Raw genomic sequence first — 15,641 nt, 5'->3', positions numbered from 1 at the left:
GCCGGCGTGCCGATCATCGGCGACGACATCAAGGCGCAGCTGGGCGCGACCATCGTCCACCGCGTGCTGACCGACCTGTTCAAGAAGCGCGGCGTCAGGCTCGACCGCACCTACCAGCTCAACACCGGCGGCAACACCGACTTTTTGAACATGTCGAACCGCCAGCGGCTCGCCTCCAAGAAGGTGTCGAAGACCGAAGCGGTGCAGTCGGTCGCGGAAGAACGCTTGGCCGACGAGAACATCCATGTCGGGCCATCGGATTACGTGGCCTGGCAGAACGACAACAAGGTCTGCTTCCTCAGGATGGAAGGCCAGCTGTTCGGCGGCGTGCCGATGAACCTGGAACTGCGCCTCTCGGTCGAGGACAGCCCCAACTCCGCCGGCGTCGCCATCGACATGATCCGCTGCGCCAAACTCGCCCGCGACCGCGGCTTATCAGGCGCCATCCTCCCCGCCTCCGCCTGGTTCTGCAAACATCCGCCCGTGCAGATGACCGACGATGAAGCCTTCTCCGCCGTCGAGGCGTTCATCGGCTAGCGGAACCAGCGTGCCTTGACGAAATAGAGCATGCCGCCGGCCAGAAAGGCGACCGAGACGCCAACGATCACATCGAAGGCGAAGCGGTCATTCTGGCCGGGCAGCGGCACGTTCATGCCATAGAGGCCGGTCAGATAGGTCAGCGGCAGGAAGATCAGCGCCAGCACCGAGACGAGCAGCGCGCGGGTATCGATCATCTCGGCATGCAGGTCGGTGATCTGCTCGTGCATGAGCGCGGCCCGTTCGCGGATGCTTTCCAGCTCCTCTGCCATCCGCGCGAACCGGTCGGCCGCTTCGTTCAGGTGCAGCCGGTCGTCGGGCTCCAGCCAGGCGCATTCCAGCCCGGCGAGCCGCTCCAGGGCTTGGCGCTGGGGGGCAACGAAGCGGCGATATTCGATCGCCCTGGCGCGCGTCTTCGCGATCTCGCCGCGCAGGGCGAACGCCTTTCTGCCGTCCAGCATCAGTTCGCATTCGTCGAGGCTGTCGCCCAGTTCGGCGACGTCGGGGTCGAGGTCTTCGGTGATCAGCCGCGCGAGCAATGCGACGAAGTCGCCCGGATCTTTGACCTGTCCTGCCTTGAACGCCTCGCACATCGCCGGCAGCGGACGCATCGCGAAGCGCGCGGTCGACACGATGCAGCCGCGTCCGATCCACATCCGGATCGAGACCAGATCATCGGCTTCGTCCTCATCCTTGAGCGACAGACCGCGCAGATTGACGAGCGCGCCGCCATCCATCGGTTCGCAGCGCGGCCGCGTCTCAAGCGCCGTCAACGCGTTCACCACCACGTCGAGCAGTCCCATTTTCCCGGCCAGAAAGGCGCGGGTGCCGGCGTCGCGCTGGTCGAGGTGAATCCAGACCAGTCGTGCCGTGCCCTTGGCCGCCGCCGCTTCTTCATGGGACGTTGCGCGGACATTGTGTCCGTCATCCACAAAGGCGAAATCTTTCATGGATGCGCCATAGCAAGGTCGAGGGACAGGCCGGAACCGGGTTGTTCGGGCGGTGCCTCGCAGGCGATCCGGGCCGCGTCCGCCCGCGCCCGAGCCAGGATCGCGGACGGGACGTCCGGGCGGTGAAAGACCCGGTCGGCCTGGCCGAGCAAGCGCGCCTGGCGGAGCGTCAGGTCGTCGGGGTCCGCGGAGGCGAGGGTGAACCGGATCAGGTCGTCGGACGCGGCAGCGTCAGGTTGCTCGAGCCAGGCCTCGACCCCGGTGCCATCGCCGAGCGGATCGAGGGGGCCGCCATCCTCCAGCGCAGCATCGATCATCCGCCGCCGCATCGCGGCGTTCGGCCACCGCGCGCGCATCCTTGCGCGGGCGCCTTGCAGCGCTGCCGCCAGCCCGCCCAGGGACGTGGGCAGCATTCGCTCGAGACGCTGCCGCAGCGCCTTCGCGAGCCCGGCCGACGCGCCGCCCGTGCCGATCGCGATCAGCACCGGATCACGGTCCACGATCGCCGGCAGGGTAAAGTCGCACAGGTCCGGCCGGTCGACCACGTTGACGAGCATGCCCCGCTGCCTGAGGCGCGCTGCGGCTTCTTCCGGCCGCTCGAGCGCGACGATGGCGATCCTGGCGTCGTCCGCTTCTCCGACGATCAGCGCGCCGGCACGCTCCAGCAGCCGGCGCTTGGCCTCTGCCATCTCGCCCTCGCCGATGAGGATGACGGACCGCCCTTGCAGCCGGAGGAAGACGGGCAGGCTGTGCACCGCAGTGTCTTATCCGGTCAGTCGAGAATATGCATCAGCATCGGCTTGCCGCGAATGCTGGGCGAGCCTTCCAGTCGTTCCAACGCATGCGCGATGTTCCGCTCGGGACTTTCGTGGGTGACGATTGCGACCAGCACCGCGCCGTCGTCCTGCGCGCCGCGCTGGATCAGGCTCTCGATCGACACATTGGAATCGCGCATCGCCGCCGCGATCTCCGCCAGCACGCCGACCTTGTCCTCGACGGTGAAGCGCAGATAGGCCCGGCCGCGGCGCTCGCCCGCATCGGCGGGGGCACGTACGTCGAGCGAGGCGACGGGCATGGCGAAGGCGGGGCCGAACTCGCCGCGCGCGATGTCGATCAGGTCGGCGACCACCGCGCTGGCGGTCGGGCCATCGCCCGCGCCGCGTCCTTCGAAAAACAGCCGCCCGACGAAATTGCCCTCGGCTACCACGGCGTTCAGCGATCCCGCGACATGGGCGAGCGGATGGCTGACCGGCACCAGATGCGGGTGGACGCGCTGGAACAGACCGTCACTCAAGGTCTCCGCATGTCCGAGCAGCCGCACCTTGTAGCCGAGCGCGGCGGCCTCGGCGATATCGGCCGCAAGCACGTGGCGGATGCCGGTGACTGCCACGTTGTCGAAGTCAAGGCGGGTGCCGAAGGCGAGGCTGGCGAGGATCGACAATTTGTGCGCGGCATCGACGCCGTCGATGTCGAAGCTCGGGTCCGCCTCGGCATAGCCGAGCGCCTGCGCCTCGGCGAGCACATCGGCGAAGTCGCGGCCCTCCGCCTCCATCGTCGTCAGGATGTAATTGCAGGTGCCGTTCAGGATGCCGTAGACATGCGCCAGCTCATTGGCGGCGGCGCCCTCGCGCAGGCCCTTGATCACCGGAATGCCGCCCGCGACCGCCGCTTCATATTTAAGCGCCGTGCCCTTGGCCTCGGCAGCCTGGGCAAGCTCTAGGCCATGATGCGCGATCATTGCCTTGTTGGCGGTGACGAAGGCGCGGCCATTGTCGATGCTTTTGCGGGCAAGGGCGAGCGCGGGCCCGTCGCTGCCACCGATCAACTCGACGACGACATCAACGGCAGGATGATCGGCCAGGGCCCCGGTATCGTCGACCCATTCGAAGCGGGAAAGGTCGACGCCGCGATCCTTGGTTCGGTCGCGCGCCGAGACGGCGACCACCTCGATCGGGCGACCGGCACGCCGGGCAATCAGCTCCCGATTGGCGTCGAGCAGCCGGACGACGCCGCCGCCAACGGTGCCGAGCCCGGCCAGAGCAATACGAAGCGGCTCACCCATTTTTCCGTCATCCCCGCGAAAGCGGGGACCCAGCTACCGACTTTGCTGCGCCCGCGAAAGAAGAAGAAAGCCAGGTTCCCGCTTTTGCGGGAGGGACGAAGAGGGTTAGGGGGCGTTGCATGACGCTCGATCTTCCCGGCCGCTTTTTCATCGCCCGCCATGGCGAGACCGTGTTCAACGCCGCGGGGCGGATGCAGGGCGACGCGATGGACACGCCGCTCACCCGTGCGGGGTTCGCCCAGGCCGACGCGATGGGCGAGGGACTGGCGCGGTTCCTGGGCGACGGAGCGCGCCCGTCGCATCTCTGGGCCTCGCCCTACGGGCGCGCACTGCAAACGCTGGCGGTCGTCTGCGAGCAGATCGGCGAGGACTGGCACAGCGCGCGTCGCGACCAACGCCTGTCTGAAATCAACGTGGGTGCCTGGGGCGGCCGCAGCTATGCCGAGATCATCGCCGAGCAGGGCGACATCATGGATCGCACCCAAAGCCTCTTCTCCGTCCGGCCGCCCCAGGGCGAATGGTATGACGAGATTGCCGCGCGGCTGACCTCCTGGCTCGACGAGCATGGGCGCGAGGCGGGCGACAAGCTGATCATCATGCACGGCATGTCGAGCCGGGTGCTGCGCGGGCTGATGACGGGCGTGGATGTCGAGCCGCGTTGGTCCGCGCCCATCGCCCCCAGTCTGCCGCAGGGCAGCATGGTGATGATCGAAAACGGGGTCGAGACGATCGTCCATCTGGGCGCCGGCCACGCACCCGCGTGACCCTCGCAAAATCGCCGCAATCGCCCTACATGGGCGGGTGATGACCCCCGCCATGCAGATGCCCGGCCATATCGATCCCGTACCCGTGCCCCGCGCAGCCGTTCCGCGCGCAGACGGCAGACTGGACCTGGTCGGCCTCTCGCGGCCCCAGATCCGGGAAGCGCTGCTCGCTGCCGGCCTCGACGAACGGCAGGCGAAGCTGCGCGCCAAGCAGCTCTGGCACTGGATCTACAATCGCGGCGTTACCGACTTCGCGCTGATGACGGACATCGCCAAGGCGCAACAGCCCTGGCTGGCCGAACGCTTCGTGATTGGGCGTCCCGAGGTGGTCGAGGCGCAGGTCTCGACCGACGGCACGCGCAAATGGCTGCTCCGGTCGGATGACGGCCAGGATTACGAGATGGTCTTCATCCCGGATGCGGACCGGGGCACGCTCTGCGTCTCCAGCCAGGTCGGCTGCACGCTCAACTGTCGCTTCTGCCACACCGGCACGATGCGGCTGGTCCGCAATCTGACTGCGGGCGAGATCGTCGGCCAGGTCATGCTCGCGCGCGATGGGCTGGGCGAATGGCCGAGCCAGCCGGAAGGGCGCCTGCTCACCAACATCGTCATGATGGGCATGGGCGAGCCGCTCTATAATTTCGACAATGTGCGCGACGCGCTGAAGATCGTGATGGACGGCGACGGCCTAGCGCTGTCCAAGCGTCGCATCACCCTGTCGACCTCGGGCGTCGTGCCCAAGATGGCGCAGGCGGGGGAAGAGATCGGCGTCAACCTCGCCGTTTCGCTGCACGCGGTCACCAAGGACGTGCGCGACGAGATCGTGCCGCTCAACCGCAAATACGGCATCGAGGAACTGCTCCAGGCCTGTGCCGACTATCCCGGCGCCAACAATGCTCGCCGCATCACGTTCGAATATGTGATGCTTAAGGGTAAGAACGACAGCGACGATGACGCGCGCGAACTCGTCCGCCTGATCCGCAAGTACAAGCTGCCGGCCAAGGTTAACCTGATCCCGTTCAATCCCTGGCCTGGCGCGCCTTACGAATGTTCAGACCCGGAACGGATCCGCTCCTTCAGCAACATCATTTTCGAAGCGGGGATTTCAGCTCCAGTACGCACCCCCCGCGGCCGCGACATCGATGCCGCCTGCGGGCAGCTGAAGACGGCGGCGGAGAAGAAATCGCGCGCCGAACTCGATCGGCAGGCGGAAGAGAAGCTGGCGGCGCTCGGCTAAGACTTATTCGGCGGGATGCTGCCGCCGCCGTTCGCGCGCGGCGATCAGCTTGCGGCGTTCGTTCAGCAGATAGAGGTACATGATCAACGCAAATGAGCCCGGGACGACGACGACCCCGATTTCAGCCAGTGTCATAACTCATCCTCCAGCTGCAGCAACTCGTTCATCTGCACGCTCCCCCATATAAAGAATAGGCCGGCGATTATCCACAGGGCCGTCGTAAGATTCGCATCATGGTCAAGCCACCGCGTCGAAGCGGTAACGATCAGAGCGAGCCCACCCGCACCAAGCAGCGTCGAGAGCCGCTTCACCTTTTCATTGTAGCGGACCGCATCCATGTCTTTCATGTGATCGGCATATGGAGCCTAGGTGGCACCGGCAAGCGGGCTGCGCCGTTTTGCAACTCATTCGCAATAGCAAAGATAATCCCGAGCGTGAGGTTGATCCCTTAACCTTACCGGCCTAAGCGCGTGCCGACTTTGCTTGGGAGACCCGAATGGCTCGGCACAAGATTGCGCTGATCGGCGCTGGCAATATCGGCGGAACGCTGGCGCATCTGGCGCTGACCCGCGACCTTGGCGATGTGGTGTTGTTCGACGTGGTCGAGGGCGTGCCGCAGGGCAAGGCGCTGGACCTGAACCAGTGCGGCCCGGTCGAGGGCAAGGACGGCAATCTCAAGGGCACCAATGATTATGCCGACATTGCCGGCGCCGATGTGTGCATCGTCACCGCCGGCGTCGCTCGCAAGCCTGGCATGAGCCGCGACGACCTGCTCGGCATCAACCTCAAGGTGATGAAGGCGGTTGGCGAAGGCATCAAGGCGCATGCGCCGGACGCGTTCGTCATCTGCATCACCAACCCGCTGGACGCGATGGTCTGGGCGCTGCGCGAGTTCTCCGGCCTCCCGCACAACAAGGTCGTCGGCATGGCCGGCGTGCTGGACTCGGCGCGCTTCCGCCACTTCCTCGCCGAGGAATTCGGCGTGTCGAAGCAGGACGTCACCGCCTTCGTACTCGGTGGCCATGGCGACACGATGGTCCCCGTCATCGAATATTCGACCGTGGCCGGCATTCCGATCCCGGCGCTGATCAAGATGGGCTGGTCGACGCAGGAGCGGATCGACGCCATCGTCCAGCGCACCCGCTCCGGCGGCGGTGAGATCGTCGCGCTGCTGAAGACTGGGTCGGCCTATTACGCGCCGGCCACCAGCGGCATCGAAATGGCCGAGGCTTACCTTAAGGACAAGAAGCGCCTGCTCCCCTGCGCGGCGTTCCTGCAGGGTCAATATGGCCAGAACGACCTCTATGTCGGTGTGCCGGTGATCATCGGTGCCGGCGGCGTCGAGAAGATCGTGGAGATCGAGCTGAACGCGGAAGCCAAGCAGAACTTCCAGGTCTCGGTGGATGCGGTGCGCGAGCTGATGACCGCCTGCGCCGGCATCGACAATAGCCTGAAGGCCTAATGTTTCCCGGCGAAGGCCGGGGTCCAGTGGCGAGGCGGGCGTTGGCGCCGGCCTGCACTGCGGAACGCAGAGGAACGGTTAGAGCATGAGCATTCTCGTCAACGCGAACACCAAGGTGATTACCCAGGGGTTCACCGGCGCGCAGGGCACGTTCCATTCGGAACAGGCGATTGCGTACGGCACCAAGGTTGTTGGCGGCGTGACGCCGGGCAAGGGCGGCACCACCCATATCGGTCTGCCGGTGTTCGACACGGTCGAGGAAGCCGTGAAGACGACCGGTGCCGATGCGTCGGTCATCTATGTGCCGCCGCCCTTTGCCGCTGACTCGATTCTCGAGGCCATCGACGCCGAAGTGCCGCTGATCGTCTGCATCACGGAAGGGATTCCGGTGCTCGACATGGTCAAGGTGAAGCGCGCGCTCAGCGGCTCCAAGTCGCGGCTGATCGGGCCGAACTGCCCAGGCGTGCTGACGCCCAATGAGTGCAAGATCGGCATCATGCCGGGCAATATCTTCAAAAAGGGCTCGGTCGGTGTCGTCTCGCGCTCCGGCACGCTTACCTACGAAGCGGTGTTCCAGACGTCGAATGCGGGCCTGGGCCAGACGACTGCGGTCGGCATCGGCGGCGATCCGGTCAACGGCACCAACTTCATCGACGTGCTCGAGTTGTTTCTGGCCGACGACGACACCAAATCCATCATCATGATCGGCGAGATCGGTGGCGACGCCGAGGAGCAGGCGGCGCAGTTCCTGATCGACGAAGCGAAGCGCGGCCGCAAGAAGCCGACCGTCGGCTTCATCGCCGGCCGCACCGCGCCTCCGGGGCGTCGCATGGGCCATGCCGGCGCGATCGTGTCGGGCGGCAAGGGCGGTGCCGAGGACAAGATCGCCGCGATGGAGGCGGCCGGCATCCGCGTGTCGCCGTCGCCCGCCGAACTCGGCGAGACGCTGCAGGCGCTGTTGAAGGGGTAAAATAATCCTCCCCTGCGTAAGCAGGGGAGGGGGACCGCGCGCCTCCCGGCGCGTGGTGGAGGGGCCGCAGCGAAGCGAGGAAGCCAAACCCTCCGCTAACGCTCCGGGCCCCTCCACCAAGCTTCGCTTGGTCCCCCTCCCCTCGCAGGCGGGGGAGGATTTGGAGTGACGCTTATGGGTTACGAGAACCAGTCCTTCGACATCGAAGGCGTGTCGCCGTCCTTCGTCGAGGCGCTGTACCGCAGCTATCTCGCCAATCCCGGTTCGGTCGAGCCGAGCTGGCGGGGCTTCTTCGAAGGCCTGGAGGCCACGACCGAAGGGCCGAGCTGGAAGCGCAGCAACTGGCCGCCGGCCGACACCGATGCGCTGACCGCCGCGCTCGACCCGACGCAGAGCGCTGTTTTGCCTAAGGCCGATGCGCGGAAAGCGCCGGCCGTTCCTGCCGCCGACCCCGATGCGATCGCCAAGGCGGCCGCGGACTCGATCCGCGCGATGCTGCTGATCCGTACCTATCGCGTGCGGGGGCATCTGGCGGCGCAGCTCGACCCGCTCGGCCTGGTCAAGCGTGAGCTGCCGGCCGATCTTACGCCCGAATATCATGGCTTTTCCGGCGCCGATCTCGACCGGCCGATCTATCTCGGCGGGGTGCTCGGCCTGCAGCAGGCGACCGTGCGCGAGATCGTTGCGATCCTGCAGCAGAATTACTGCGGTCCGGTGGGTCTCGAATATATGCACATCGCCGACACGGAAGAGCGGCGCTTCCTCCAGGAGCGGATGGAGGGCAAGGACAAGGCGATCGAGTTCACGCCCGAAGGCAAGAAGGCGATCCTGTCCGCCGTGATTCGCGGCGAGCAGTTCGAGAAATTCCTCGGCCGCAAATATGTCGGCACCAAGCGCTTCGGGCTCGATGGCGGCGAGGCGATGATCCCGGCGCTCGAAGCCGTCATCAAATATGGCGGCCAGATGGGCGTGCGCGAAATCGTGTACGGCATGGCGCATCGCGGCCGATTGAACGTGCTCGCCAATGTCATGGCGAAACCGTTCCGCGTCATCTTCCATGAATTCTCCGGCGGCTCGGCCAACCCGGAGGATGTCGGCGGCTCCGGCGACGTCAAATATCACCTCGGCACCTCGACCGATCGCGAGTTCGACGGGATCAGCGTCCATATGTCGCTGGTGCCCAACCCCTCGCACCTGGAAGCGGTCGACCCGGTCGTGCTCGGCAAGGTGCGCGCGACGCAGGTGATGCGCGACAATCTCGACAAGCACGATCAGGTGCTGCCGGTGCTGATCCATGGCGACGCGGCCTTCGCCGGTCAGGGCATCGTCTGGGAATGCCTCGGCTTTTCGGGCGTCCGCGGCTACAACACGGGCGGCTGCGTCCACTTCATCATCAACAACCAGATCGGTTTCACGACCTCGCCCCAATTCGCGCGGTCGTCACCCTATCCCTCGGATGTCGCGAAGGGCGTGCAGGCGCCCATCTTCCATGTGAACGGCGACGATCCCGAGGCGGTCACCTTCGCCTGCAAGATCGCGATCGAGTTCCGCCAGCGTTTCGGCCGCGACATCGTCATCGACATGTGGTGCTATCGCCGCTTCGGCCACAACGAAGGCGATGAGCCGAGCTTCACCCAGCCGCTGATGTATGCGCGGATCAAGGATCATCCGCCGGTCAGCACCGTCTATGCGAACAAGCTGACCGCCCAGGATGTGATCGCTGACGGGTTTGCCGGCGAGTGCGCCGCGAGCTTCACCGCACAGCTTGAGGAAGAGTTCGAGAGCGCCAAATCCTATCTGCCGAACAAGGCGGACTGGTTCGCGGGCCGCTGGTCGGGCCTCAACAAGCCCGCCGACGCCGAAAGCGCGCGGCGCAATGTCGAAACCGGCATCGATCGCAAATTGTTCGACAGCCTCGGCCGCACGCTGACCACGGTTCCGGACGATGTGAGTGTCCACAAGACGCTCGGTCGCATCATCGATGCGAAGCGCGAGATGTTCAAATCCGGTCAGGGCTTCGACTGGGCGACCGGCGAGGCACTCGCCTTCGGCAGCCTGGTCACGGAGGGCTATGCCGTCCGGCTTTCCGGGCAGGATAGCGGGCGCGGCACGTTCAGCCAGCGCCACGCCGTCTGGGTCGATCAGCAGACCGAGGGCAAGTACATCCCCCTGACGACCCTGCCGCACGGCCGCTTCGAAGTCCTCGACTCGCCGCTCTCCGAATATGGCGTGCTCGGCTTCGAATATGGCTATGCGCTGGCCGACCCGAAGACGCTGGTGCTCTGGGAAGCCCAATTCGGCGACTTCGCCAATGGCGCGCAGATCATGATCGACCAGTTCATCGCGGCGGGCGAGGCCAAGTGGCTGCGCGCCAACGGTCTCGTGATGCTGCTGCCGCACGGTTACGAGGGGCAGGGGCCGGAGCATAGCTCGGCGCGGCTGGAACGCTATCTGCAGCTCTGCGCTCAGGACAATATGCAGGTCGCCAACTGCACGACCCCCGCCAATTACTTCCATATCCTGCGCCGGCAGATGCTGCGGCCGTTCCGCAAGCCGCTGGTGATCATGACGCCAAAGTCGCTGCTGCGACACAAGATGGCGGTTTCGGCGGCCGAGGATTTCCTGGGCGCGAGCCACTTCCGCCGCATCCTGTCCGACCCGTCCGCGCCGGCCGACGATCAGGTCAAGCGTCTCGTTCTCTGCACGGGCAAGGTCGCCTATGACCTGATCGAGGCGCGCGATGCCGCCGGCGACCGGAACACCGCCATCGTCCGGATCGAGCAGCTCTATCCCTTCCCGGGCGAGCCGCTGACCGAGCGGCTGAAGCGCATGACCAATGTCGAGGATGTGGTCTGGGCGCAGGAAGAGCCGAAGAACAATGGCGCTTGGGGCTTCGTCGAGCCGTTCATCGAGGATAGCCTCGCGAACGCCGGCTGCCGCGTGCAGCGCGCGCGCTATTCCGGCCGCGCCTCGTCCGCCTCGCCGGCGACCGGCCTTGCCAAGCGCCACGCGTCTGAACAGGGCGCGCTGATCGCCGATGCGCTCGGCCACAGCGTGCGCGGCGAAATTCGCCGCACGCGCGCCGGCGCCAATAGCGCGACCAAGGGTCCCAAAGAAGCTCCGACGAGCTGAGGAAGAAGCAACATGGCAACCGAAATCAAAGTGCCGGTGCTCGGCGAGTCGATCACCGAAGCGACCATTGGCGAATGGCTGAAGAAGCCGGGCGACTCCGTCGCGGCGGACGAGCCGGTCGCGAGCCTCGAAACCGACAAGGTGTCGGTCGAGGTGCCCTCGCCGGTCGCCGGCACGATGGGCGCCTATGCGGCGCAGGTCGGCGATACGGTGCAGGTCGGCGCGGTGATCGGCTTGATCGAAGCCGGCGGCACGGCCGCGGCTCCGGCTCCTGCGCCCGCCGCAGCATCGGCGGCTCCGGCTCCCGCTTCCGTTCAGGAAGAGCCGGCCGGCGACCTGACCCTGTCGCCCTCGGTCCGGCGTCTGGTGCTCGAAAATGGCATCGACCCGACCCAGATCAAGGGCACCGGCAAGGACGGTCGCCTGACCAAGGAGGATGTGCAGGCAGCGATCGACGCCAAGGGCGCGACGGCTCCGGCGCCCTCCAGCTCTCCCGCGCAGCCAGCAGCCCAGGCCGCCGCTCCCGCGGGGGCACGGAAGGAAGAACGCGTCCGCATGACGCGCCTCCGCCAGACGATCGCCACGCGCCTCAAGGAAGCGCAGAACACGGCAGCGATGCTGACGACGTTCAACGACGTCGACATGTCGGCCGTCATGGAAGCGCGCACCAAGTACAAGGACCTGTTCGAAAAGAAGCACCAGGTCCGCCTGGGCTTCATGGGCTTCTTTGTGAAGGCAGCGGTGCAGGCGCTGCGCGACGTGCCTGCCGTCAATGCGTCGATTGAGGGCGATGAGATCGTCTATCGCGACTATGTCGACGTGTCGGTCGCCGTTTCCGCCCCGAACGGCCTGGTCGTGCCGGTGGTCCGCGATGCGCAGGACATGTCGGTCGCGACGATCGAGAAGACGATCGCCGATTTCGGCAAGCGCGCGAAAGACGGCACGCTGAAGATGGATGAGATGAGGGGCGGCACCTTCACCATCTCGAACGGCGGCGTGTTCGGTTCGCTGCTCTCCACGCCGATCATCAACCCGCCGCAAAGCGCCGTGCTCGGCCTTCACCGCATCGAGGACCGTCCGGTCGTCCGCGACGGCGAGATCGTCATCCGCCCGATGATGTACCTGGCGCTCAGCTACGACCACCGCCTGATCGATGGCCGCGAAGCGGTGACGTTCCTGGTCGCGCTGAAGAACGCGATCGAGGATCCGACGCGGTTGCTGATTGATCTCTAGTTTGTTGCCCCCCTGCGAAAGCAGGGGGCCAGGAGTCGGTTACGCACGGTCCTGTTCCCTGCTCTTTCGGGTACATGACTGAGGGAGGAAGTCACGAAGTCCGGGTGCGTTTACATCATGGCGAGCAAGCGGAACGGCACGCTCTACATTGGTGTTACCAGCGACCTGCCCGGCCGCGTATACCAGCACCGCACCGGTCTGGTAGAGGGTTTCACGAAGGAATATGGCTGCGAGCTATTGGTCTGGTACGAGGCATATGACGATCTCGATGCAGCCCGCCTCCGTGAGCTGCAGATGAAGAAATGGAAGCGGTCTTTGAAGATCGAACTGATCGAACGATCTAACCCGCTTTGGAAGGATTTGTGGCCGGAGATAGCGCAAGCTCTTTAGTTCCCCTGCGCAAGCAGGGGTCCAGGCTCACCCGCGCTGCACTTCGCCACTCTGGGCCCCTGCTTTCGCAGGGGAACAAGGAGTAGATGATGGCTGACTACGACTATGACGTCCTCGTGATCGGCGCCGGGCCCGGCGGCTATGTCGCCGCGATCCGCGCGGCGCAGCTTGGGCTGAAGACGGCGTGCGCGGAGAGCCGGGAGACGCTGGGCGGCACGTGCCTCAACGTCGGCTGCATTCCGTCCAAGGCGCTGCTGCACGCTTCCGAGCTGTTCCAGGAAGCCGCGGGCGGCGCGCTCGCCAAGCTTGGCGTGAAGATGGACAATGTCTCGCTCGACTTGGACGCGATGCACGGCCAGCGCCGTGACGCGGTGAAGCAGCTGACCGGCGGCATCGAGTTCCTGTTCAGGAAGAACAAGGTCGAGTGGCTGAAGGGGCGTGCCGCCTTCACGAGCAAGGATTCGGTCAAGGTCGGCGACCGCGAGGTGCGCGCGAAGAACATCGTCATCGCCACCGGCTCCTCGGTGACTCCGCTGCCGGGCGTGACCATCGACCAGAAGGTGGTCGTCGACTCGACCGGCGCGCTTGAGCTGGAGAAGGTGCCGGAGCACCTCGTCGTGATTGGGGGCGGCGTGATCGGGCTGGAGCTCGGTTCCGTCTGGCGGCGACTGGGGGCCAAGGTCACCTGCGTCGAATATCTCGACCAGATCCTGCCCGGCTTTGACGGCGAAGTCCGCAAGGAAGCCAACAAGATCTTCAAGAAGCAGGGCTTCGAGTTCCGCCTGTCGACCAAGGTCACCGGTGTGTCCGTCGATGGCAGCAAGGCGACGCTGACTGTTGAGCCGGCCGCCGGCGGGGAAGCGCAGACGATCGAGGCGGACGCGGTGCTGGTCTCGATCGGCCGCCGTCCGAACACCGACGGCCTCAATCTCGAAGCGGCCGGCCTGCAGACCAACAATCGCGGCCAGGTCGAGATCGATCACGATTTCCGCACCGCCGTGCCCGGAATCTGGGCGATCGGCGACGTCGCGCCCGGCCCGATGCTCGCCCACAAGGCGGAGGACGAAGGGATCGCGGTGGCCGAGAACATCGCCGGCCATACCGGCATCGTGAACCACGACGTGATCCCGTCGGTCGTCTACACCTTCCCCGAGATCGCCGGCGTGGGCCTGACCGAGGAGCTGGCGAAGGAGCGGGGCGAGGTGAAGGTCGGCAAATTCCCGATGCTCGCCAACAGCCGCGCCAAGACGAATCACGAGCCCGACGGCTTCGTAAAGGTGGTCGCCGACGCCAAGACCGACCGCGTGCTCGGCGTCTGGATCATCGCGTCGGTTGCCGGCACGATGATCGCCCAGGCCGCGCAGGCGATGGAATTCGGCGCCACCTCCGAAGACATCGCCTATACCTGCCACGCCCACCCGACCCACTCGGAAGCGCTCAAAGAAGCGGCGATGGCGGTGACGGGGAAACCGATTCACGTCTGATGTGACTGAGCTCCGGCCACCTTCGCTATTGCTTTGGGCGGCCGAAGTGCCGCGGGCAGCGGCGACGGTGCTGTCCCTGGCGACCGCGTGGCGCTTGCTCCAGGGAGCTCGCCAGGGCGATGGCCGCCCGATCATGGTGCTACCCGGACTGGTCAACTCGGATCGTTCGACCTTCGTGCTTCGCCGCTACCTAGCCTCGCTGGGCTATCGGGTCGAGGGTTGGGGCCTCGGCCGCAACTTCGGAACCCGAACGGTGGGGCCGGAAGCAGAGCTGCTGTTCGAACGCGTTCACGGGCTGGCCACCGACTGCGGGGAGCCCGTGACGCTGATCGGCATCAGTCTTGGCGGGATTTTGGCGCGACTGGTAGCCCATCGGCTGGCTGATGACGTACGGGAGGTGATCACGATTGCCTCGCCCTATGCGGGCGACCCTCGCGCAACCAATGTCTGGCGCGTCTACGAGCTGGTCAGCGGCGAGAAACTGGACAGCGACGATGTTCGCGCGCGGCAGCAGGAGATCGCCGCGCCGTTGCCGGTCCCGACCACCGCCATCTGGAGCCGCAGCGACGGTCTTGTGAATGGCCTTGCATGCCATGCGCCTGCCGAACCGGGATTGAACACAGTCGAAATCCCCGGCAGCCATATGGGGGTGCAGCTCCGTCCACGCGTCATGCGCACCGTCGCCGACCTGCTCGCAGCCGGGCAGCGGCAGAGTTGATGAGAGCCGGGCACCGCACCTTCCACCGCCTCCACGTCTGGCTCGGCTGGGTCGTGGCGGTGCCGCTGCTGCTGTGGACGGTCACCGGTCTCTGGATGGCTGCGCGGCCGGTCGAGGAGGTGCGCGGCGAGGACCTGCGTGCGCCGACTGTGCCGCTCGCTTATTCCGGAACCGCGCGCTGGCCCGACACGCGCGGACGCACGCTGAAGTCGCTCACGGTAGAAAGCCGGCCCGGCGGCCCTGTGTGGGTGGCGAGCTTCACCACCGGAGAGGCGCGACGCGCTGACCTCGCCACCGGGCGGTTGCTCCCGAAGGTGAGCGGCGAGGAGGCGACGCTCCTCGCCCGCGCCTCGTATCTCGGGAGCGCAGCGGTCGATGAAGTGACCCGCACGCCGGCCAATCATCCGCCGCTCGACCTGCGCAAGCCCCGACCGGCGTGGCGCGTTTCCTTTGCCGACGGCGCGCATGTCTATGTCGATGCGGAAACCGGCGCCGTGCTTGCGCTCCGGACGCGGCAATGGCGGCTCTATGACTTCATGTGGGGTCTCCACATCCTCGATCCGCGCCTGCGCGAGGATACCAGCCACCCGCTGCTGATCGGACTGGCCGTGATCGGCGTGCTGGGGACCGCCACGGGCACCGCCCTGTTGTTCACGCGTCGCCGCCGGCGGCGGAACCCTAAAGCGGTCCGTCCGTAATCCC

At 66.0% G+C, this 15,641-nt stretch carries 16 protein-coding genes; 11 read left to right on the top strand and 5 right to left on the bottom strand.

The genetic code is table 11. The annotated features are described in order from the left end of the window. On the top strand, positions 1–537 hold a 537-nt coding region (locus tag HJG53_RS08935), incomplete at its 5' end, for an inositol-3-phosphate synthase (protein WP_368039542.1). Here the strand turns inward: HJG53_RS08935 and HJG53_RS08930 are convergent. Genes HJG53_RS08930 through HJG53_RS08920 form a run of 3 tightly spaced genes read right to left on the bottom strand, consistent with a single transcriptional unit; the run spans position 534 to position 3,549 of the window. Then, positions 534–1,487, bottom strand: coding sequence for a CorA family divalent cation transporter (locus HJG53_RS08930; RefSeq protein ID WP_171129600.1), 954 nt, complete (start codon positions 1,485–1,487; stop codon positions 534–536). The two genes, HJG53_RS08935 and HJG53_RS08930, sit on opposite strands and share 4 nt — an antisense overlap. Then, the gene (locus HJG53_RS08925) at positions 1,484–2,242 is read right to left on the bottom strand and encodes a bifunctional precorrin-2 dehydrogenase/sirohydrochlorin ferrochelatase (RefSeq protein ID WP_171129598.1); all 759 of its coding nucleotides are present in this window, start codon (positions 2,240–2,242) and stop codon (positions 1,484–1,486) included. Before HJG53_RS08925 ends, HJG53_RS08930 begins: the two co-directional genes overlap by 4 nt. Before the next feature lie 17 nt (positions 2,243–2,259). Next, positions 2,260–3,549, bottom strand: coding sequence for a homoserine dehydrogenase (locus tag HJG53_RS08920; protein ID WP_171129596.1), 1,290 nt, complete (start codon positions 3,547–3,549; stop codon positions 2,260–2,262). Between the two features lie 119 nt (positions 3,550–3,668). On the opposite strand from HJG53_RS08920, the gene HJG53_RS08915 reads away from it, so the two are divergent. Beyond that, positions 3,669–4,313, top strand: coding sequence for a histidine phosphatase family protein (locus tag HJG53_RS08915; protein WP_171129594.1), 645 nt, complete (start codon positions 3,669–3,671; stop codon positions 4,311–4,313). A 52-nt stretch (positions 4,314–4,365) separates the two neighbouring features. Then, positions 4,366–5,550 (top strand): 23S rRNA (adenine(2503)-C(2))-methyltransferase RlmN, encoded by a 1,185-nt coding sequence (gene rlmN, locus HJG53_RS08910; protein ID WP_171129739.1) that lies wholly within the window; start codon positions 4,366–4,368, stop codon positions 5,548–5,550. 3 nt (positions 5,551–5,553) lie between these two features. Here rlmN and HJG53_RS18985 read toward each other — a convergent pair whose 3' ends face one another. Next, positions 5,554–5,685, bottom strand: coding sequence for a hypothetical protein (locus HJG53_RS18985; protein ID WP_302477358.1), 132 nt, complete (start codon positions 5,683–5,685; stop codon positions 5,554–5,556). Continuing rightward, entirely contained in the window at positions 5,682–5,897 is a 216-nt protein-coding gene (locus tag HJG53_RS08905; protein ID WP_171129593.1) for a hypothetical protein, read from the bottom strand. Before HJG53_RS08905 ends, HJG53_RS18985 begins: the two co-directional genes overlap by 4 nt. Before the next feature lie 149 nt (positions 5,898–6,046). On the opposite strand from HJG53_RS08905, the gene mdh reads away from it, so the two are divergent. From mdh to HJG53_RS08865, 8 genes are all read left to right on the top strand, one after another. After that, positions 6,047–7,012: a malate dehydrogenase gene (gene mdh, locus HJG53_RS08900; protein WP_171129591.1), complete on the top strand. Its 966-nt coding sequence runs from the start codon at positions 6,047–6,049 to the stop codon at positions 7,010–7,012. A gap of 85 nt (positions 7,013–7,097) precedes the next feature. Then, on the top strand, positions 7,098–7,982 hold the full coding sequence (sucD, locus tag HJG53_RS08895; RefSeq protein WP_171129589.1) for a succinate--CoA ligase subunit alpha: 885 nt from the start codon (positions 7,098–7,100) through the stop codon (positions 7,980–7,982). Between the two features lie 174 nt (positions 7,983–8,156). Next, a complete protein-coding gene (locus HJG53_RS08890) occupies positions 8,157–11,114 on the top strand; it encodes a 2-oxoglutarate dehydrogenase E1 component (RefSeq protein WP_171129587.1) in 2,958 nt (985 codons plus the stop codon). A gap of 12 nt (positions 11,115–11,126) precedes the next feature. Next, positions 11,127–12,347, top strand: coding sequence for a 2-oxoglutarate dehydrogenase complex dihydrolipoyllysine-residue succinyltransferase (gene odhB, locus HJG53_RS08885; RefSeq protein ID WP_171129586.1), 1,221 nt, complete (start codon positions 11,127–11,129; stop codon positions 12,345–12,347). 78 nt (positions 12,348–12,425) lie between these two features. After that, entirely contained in the window at positions 12,426–12,737 is a 312-nt protein-coding gene (locus tag HJG53_RS08880) for a GIY-YIG nuclease family protein (RefSeq protein WP_302477370.1), read from the top strand. A gap of 89 nt (positions 12,738–12,826) precedes the next feature. Beyond that, entirely contained in the window at positions 12,827–14,221 is a 1,395-nt protein-coding gene (gene lpdA, locus HJG53_RS08875; RefSeq protein ID WP_171129582.1) for a dihydrolipoyl dehydrogenase, read from the top strand. Between the two features lies 1 nt (position 14,222). Continuing rightward, the gene (locus HJG53_RS08870) at positions 14,223–14,939 is read left to right on the top strand and encodes an alpha/beta hydrolase (protein WP_174842749.1); all 717 of its coding nucleotides are present in this window, start codon (positions 14,223–14,225) and stop codon (positions 14,937–14,939) included. After that, on the top strand, positions 14,939–15,637 hold the full coding sequence (locus HJG53_RS08865) for a PepSY domain-containing protein (protein WP_171129578.1): 699 nt from the start codon (positions 14,939–14,941) through the stop codon (positions 15,635–15,637). The genes HJG53_RS08870 and HJG53_RS08865 overlap by 1 nt, the downstream gene beginning before the upstream one ends. Positions 15,638–15,641 lie beyond the last annotated feature (4 nt).

Origin of the sequence: Sphingomonas sp. ID1715, from assembly GCF_013044515.1 — a bacterium.
Lineage (GTDB): Bacteria > Pseudomonadota > Alphaproteobacteria > Sphingomonadales > Sphingomonadaceae > Sphingomonas_B.
This window is presented reverse-complemented; position numbering and strand designations above follow the sequence as displayed.

What these genes read in the sequence shown, in the direction of transcription:
- HJG53_RS08930 (WP_171129600.1), bottom strand. Translation starts at nt 1,487, where the DNA reads ATGAAAGATTTCGCCTTTGTGGATGACGGACACAATGTCCGCGCAACG.
- HJG53_RS08920 (WP_171129596.1), bottom strand. Translation starts at nt 3,549, where the DNA reads ATGGGTGAGCCGCTTCGTATTGCTCTGGCCGGGCTCGGCACCGTTGGC.
- HJG53_RS08915 (WP_171129594.1), top strand. Translation starts at nt 3,669, where the DNA reads ATGACGCTCGATCTTCCCGGCCGCTTTTTCATCGCCCGCCATGGCGAG.
- rlmN (WP_171129739.1), top strand. Translation starts at nt 4,366, where the DNA reads ATGCAGATGCCCGGCCATATCGATCCCGTACCCGTGCCCCGCGCAGCC.
- HJG53_RS18985 (WP_302477358.1), bottom strand. Translation starts at nt 5,685, where the DNA reads ATGACACTGGCTGAAATCGGGGTCGTCGTCGTCCCGGGCTCATTTGCG.
- HJG53_RS08905 (WP_171129593.1), bottom strand. Translation starts at nt 5,897, where the DNA reads ATGAAAGACATGGATGCGGTCCGCTACAATGAAAAGGTGAAGCGGCTC.
- mdh (WP_171129591.1), top strand. Translation starts at nt 6,047, where the DNA reads ATGGCTCGGCACAAGATTGCGCTGATCGGCGCTGGCAATATCGGCGGA.
- sucD (WP_171129589.1), top strand. Translation starts at nt 7,098, where the DNA reads ATGAGCATTCTCGTCAACGCGAACACCAAGGTGATTACCCAGGGGTTC.
- HJG53_RS08890 (WP_171129587.1), top strand. Translation starts at nt 8,157, where the DNA reads ATGGGTTACGAGAACCAGTCCTTCGACATCGAAGGCGTGTCGCCGTCC.
- odhB (WP_171129586.1), top strand. Translation starts at nt 11,127, where the DNA reads ATGGCAACCGAAATCAAAGTGCCGGTGCTCGGCGAGTCGATCACCGAA.
- lpdA (WP_171129582.1), top strand. Translation starts at nt 12,827, where the DNA reads ATGGCTGACTACGACTATGACGTCCTCGTGATCGGCGCCGGGCCCGGC.
- HJG53_RS08865 (WP_171129578.1), top strand. Translation starts at nt 14,939, where the DNA reads ATGAGAGCCGGGCACCGCACCTTCCACCGCCTCCACGTCTGGCTCGGC.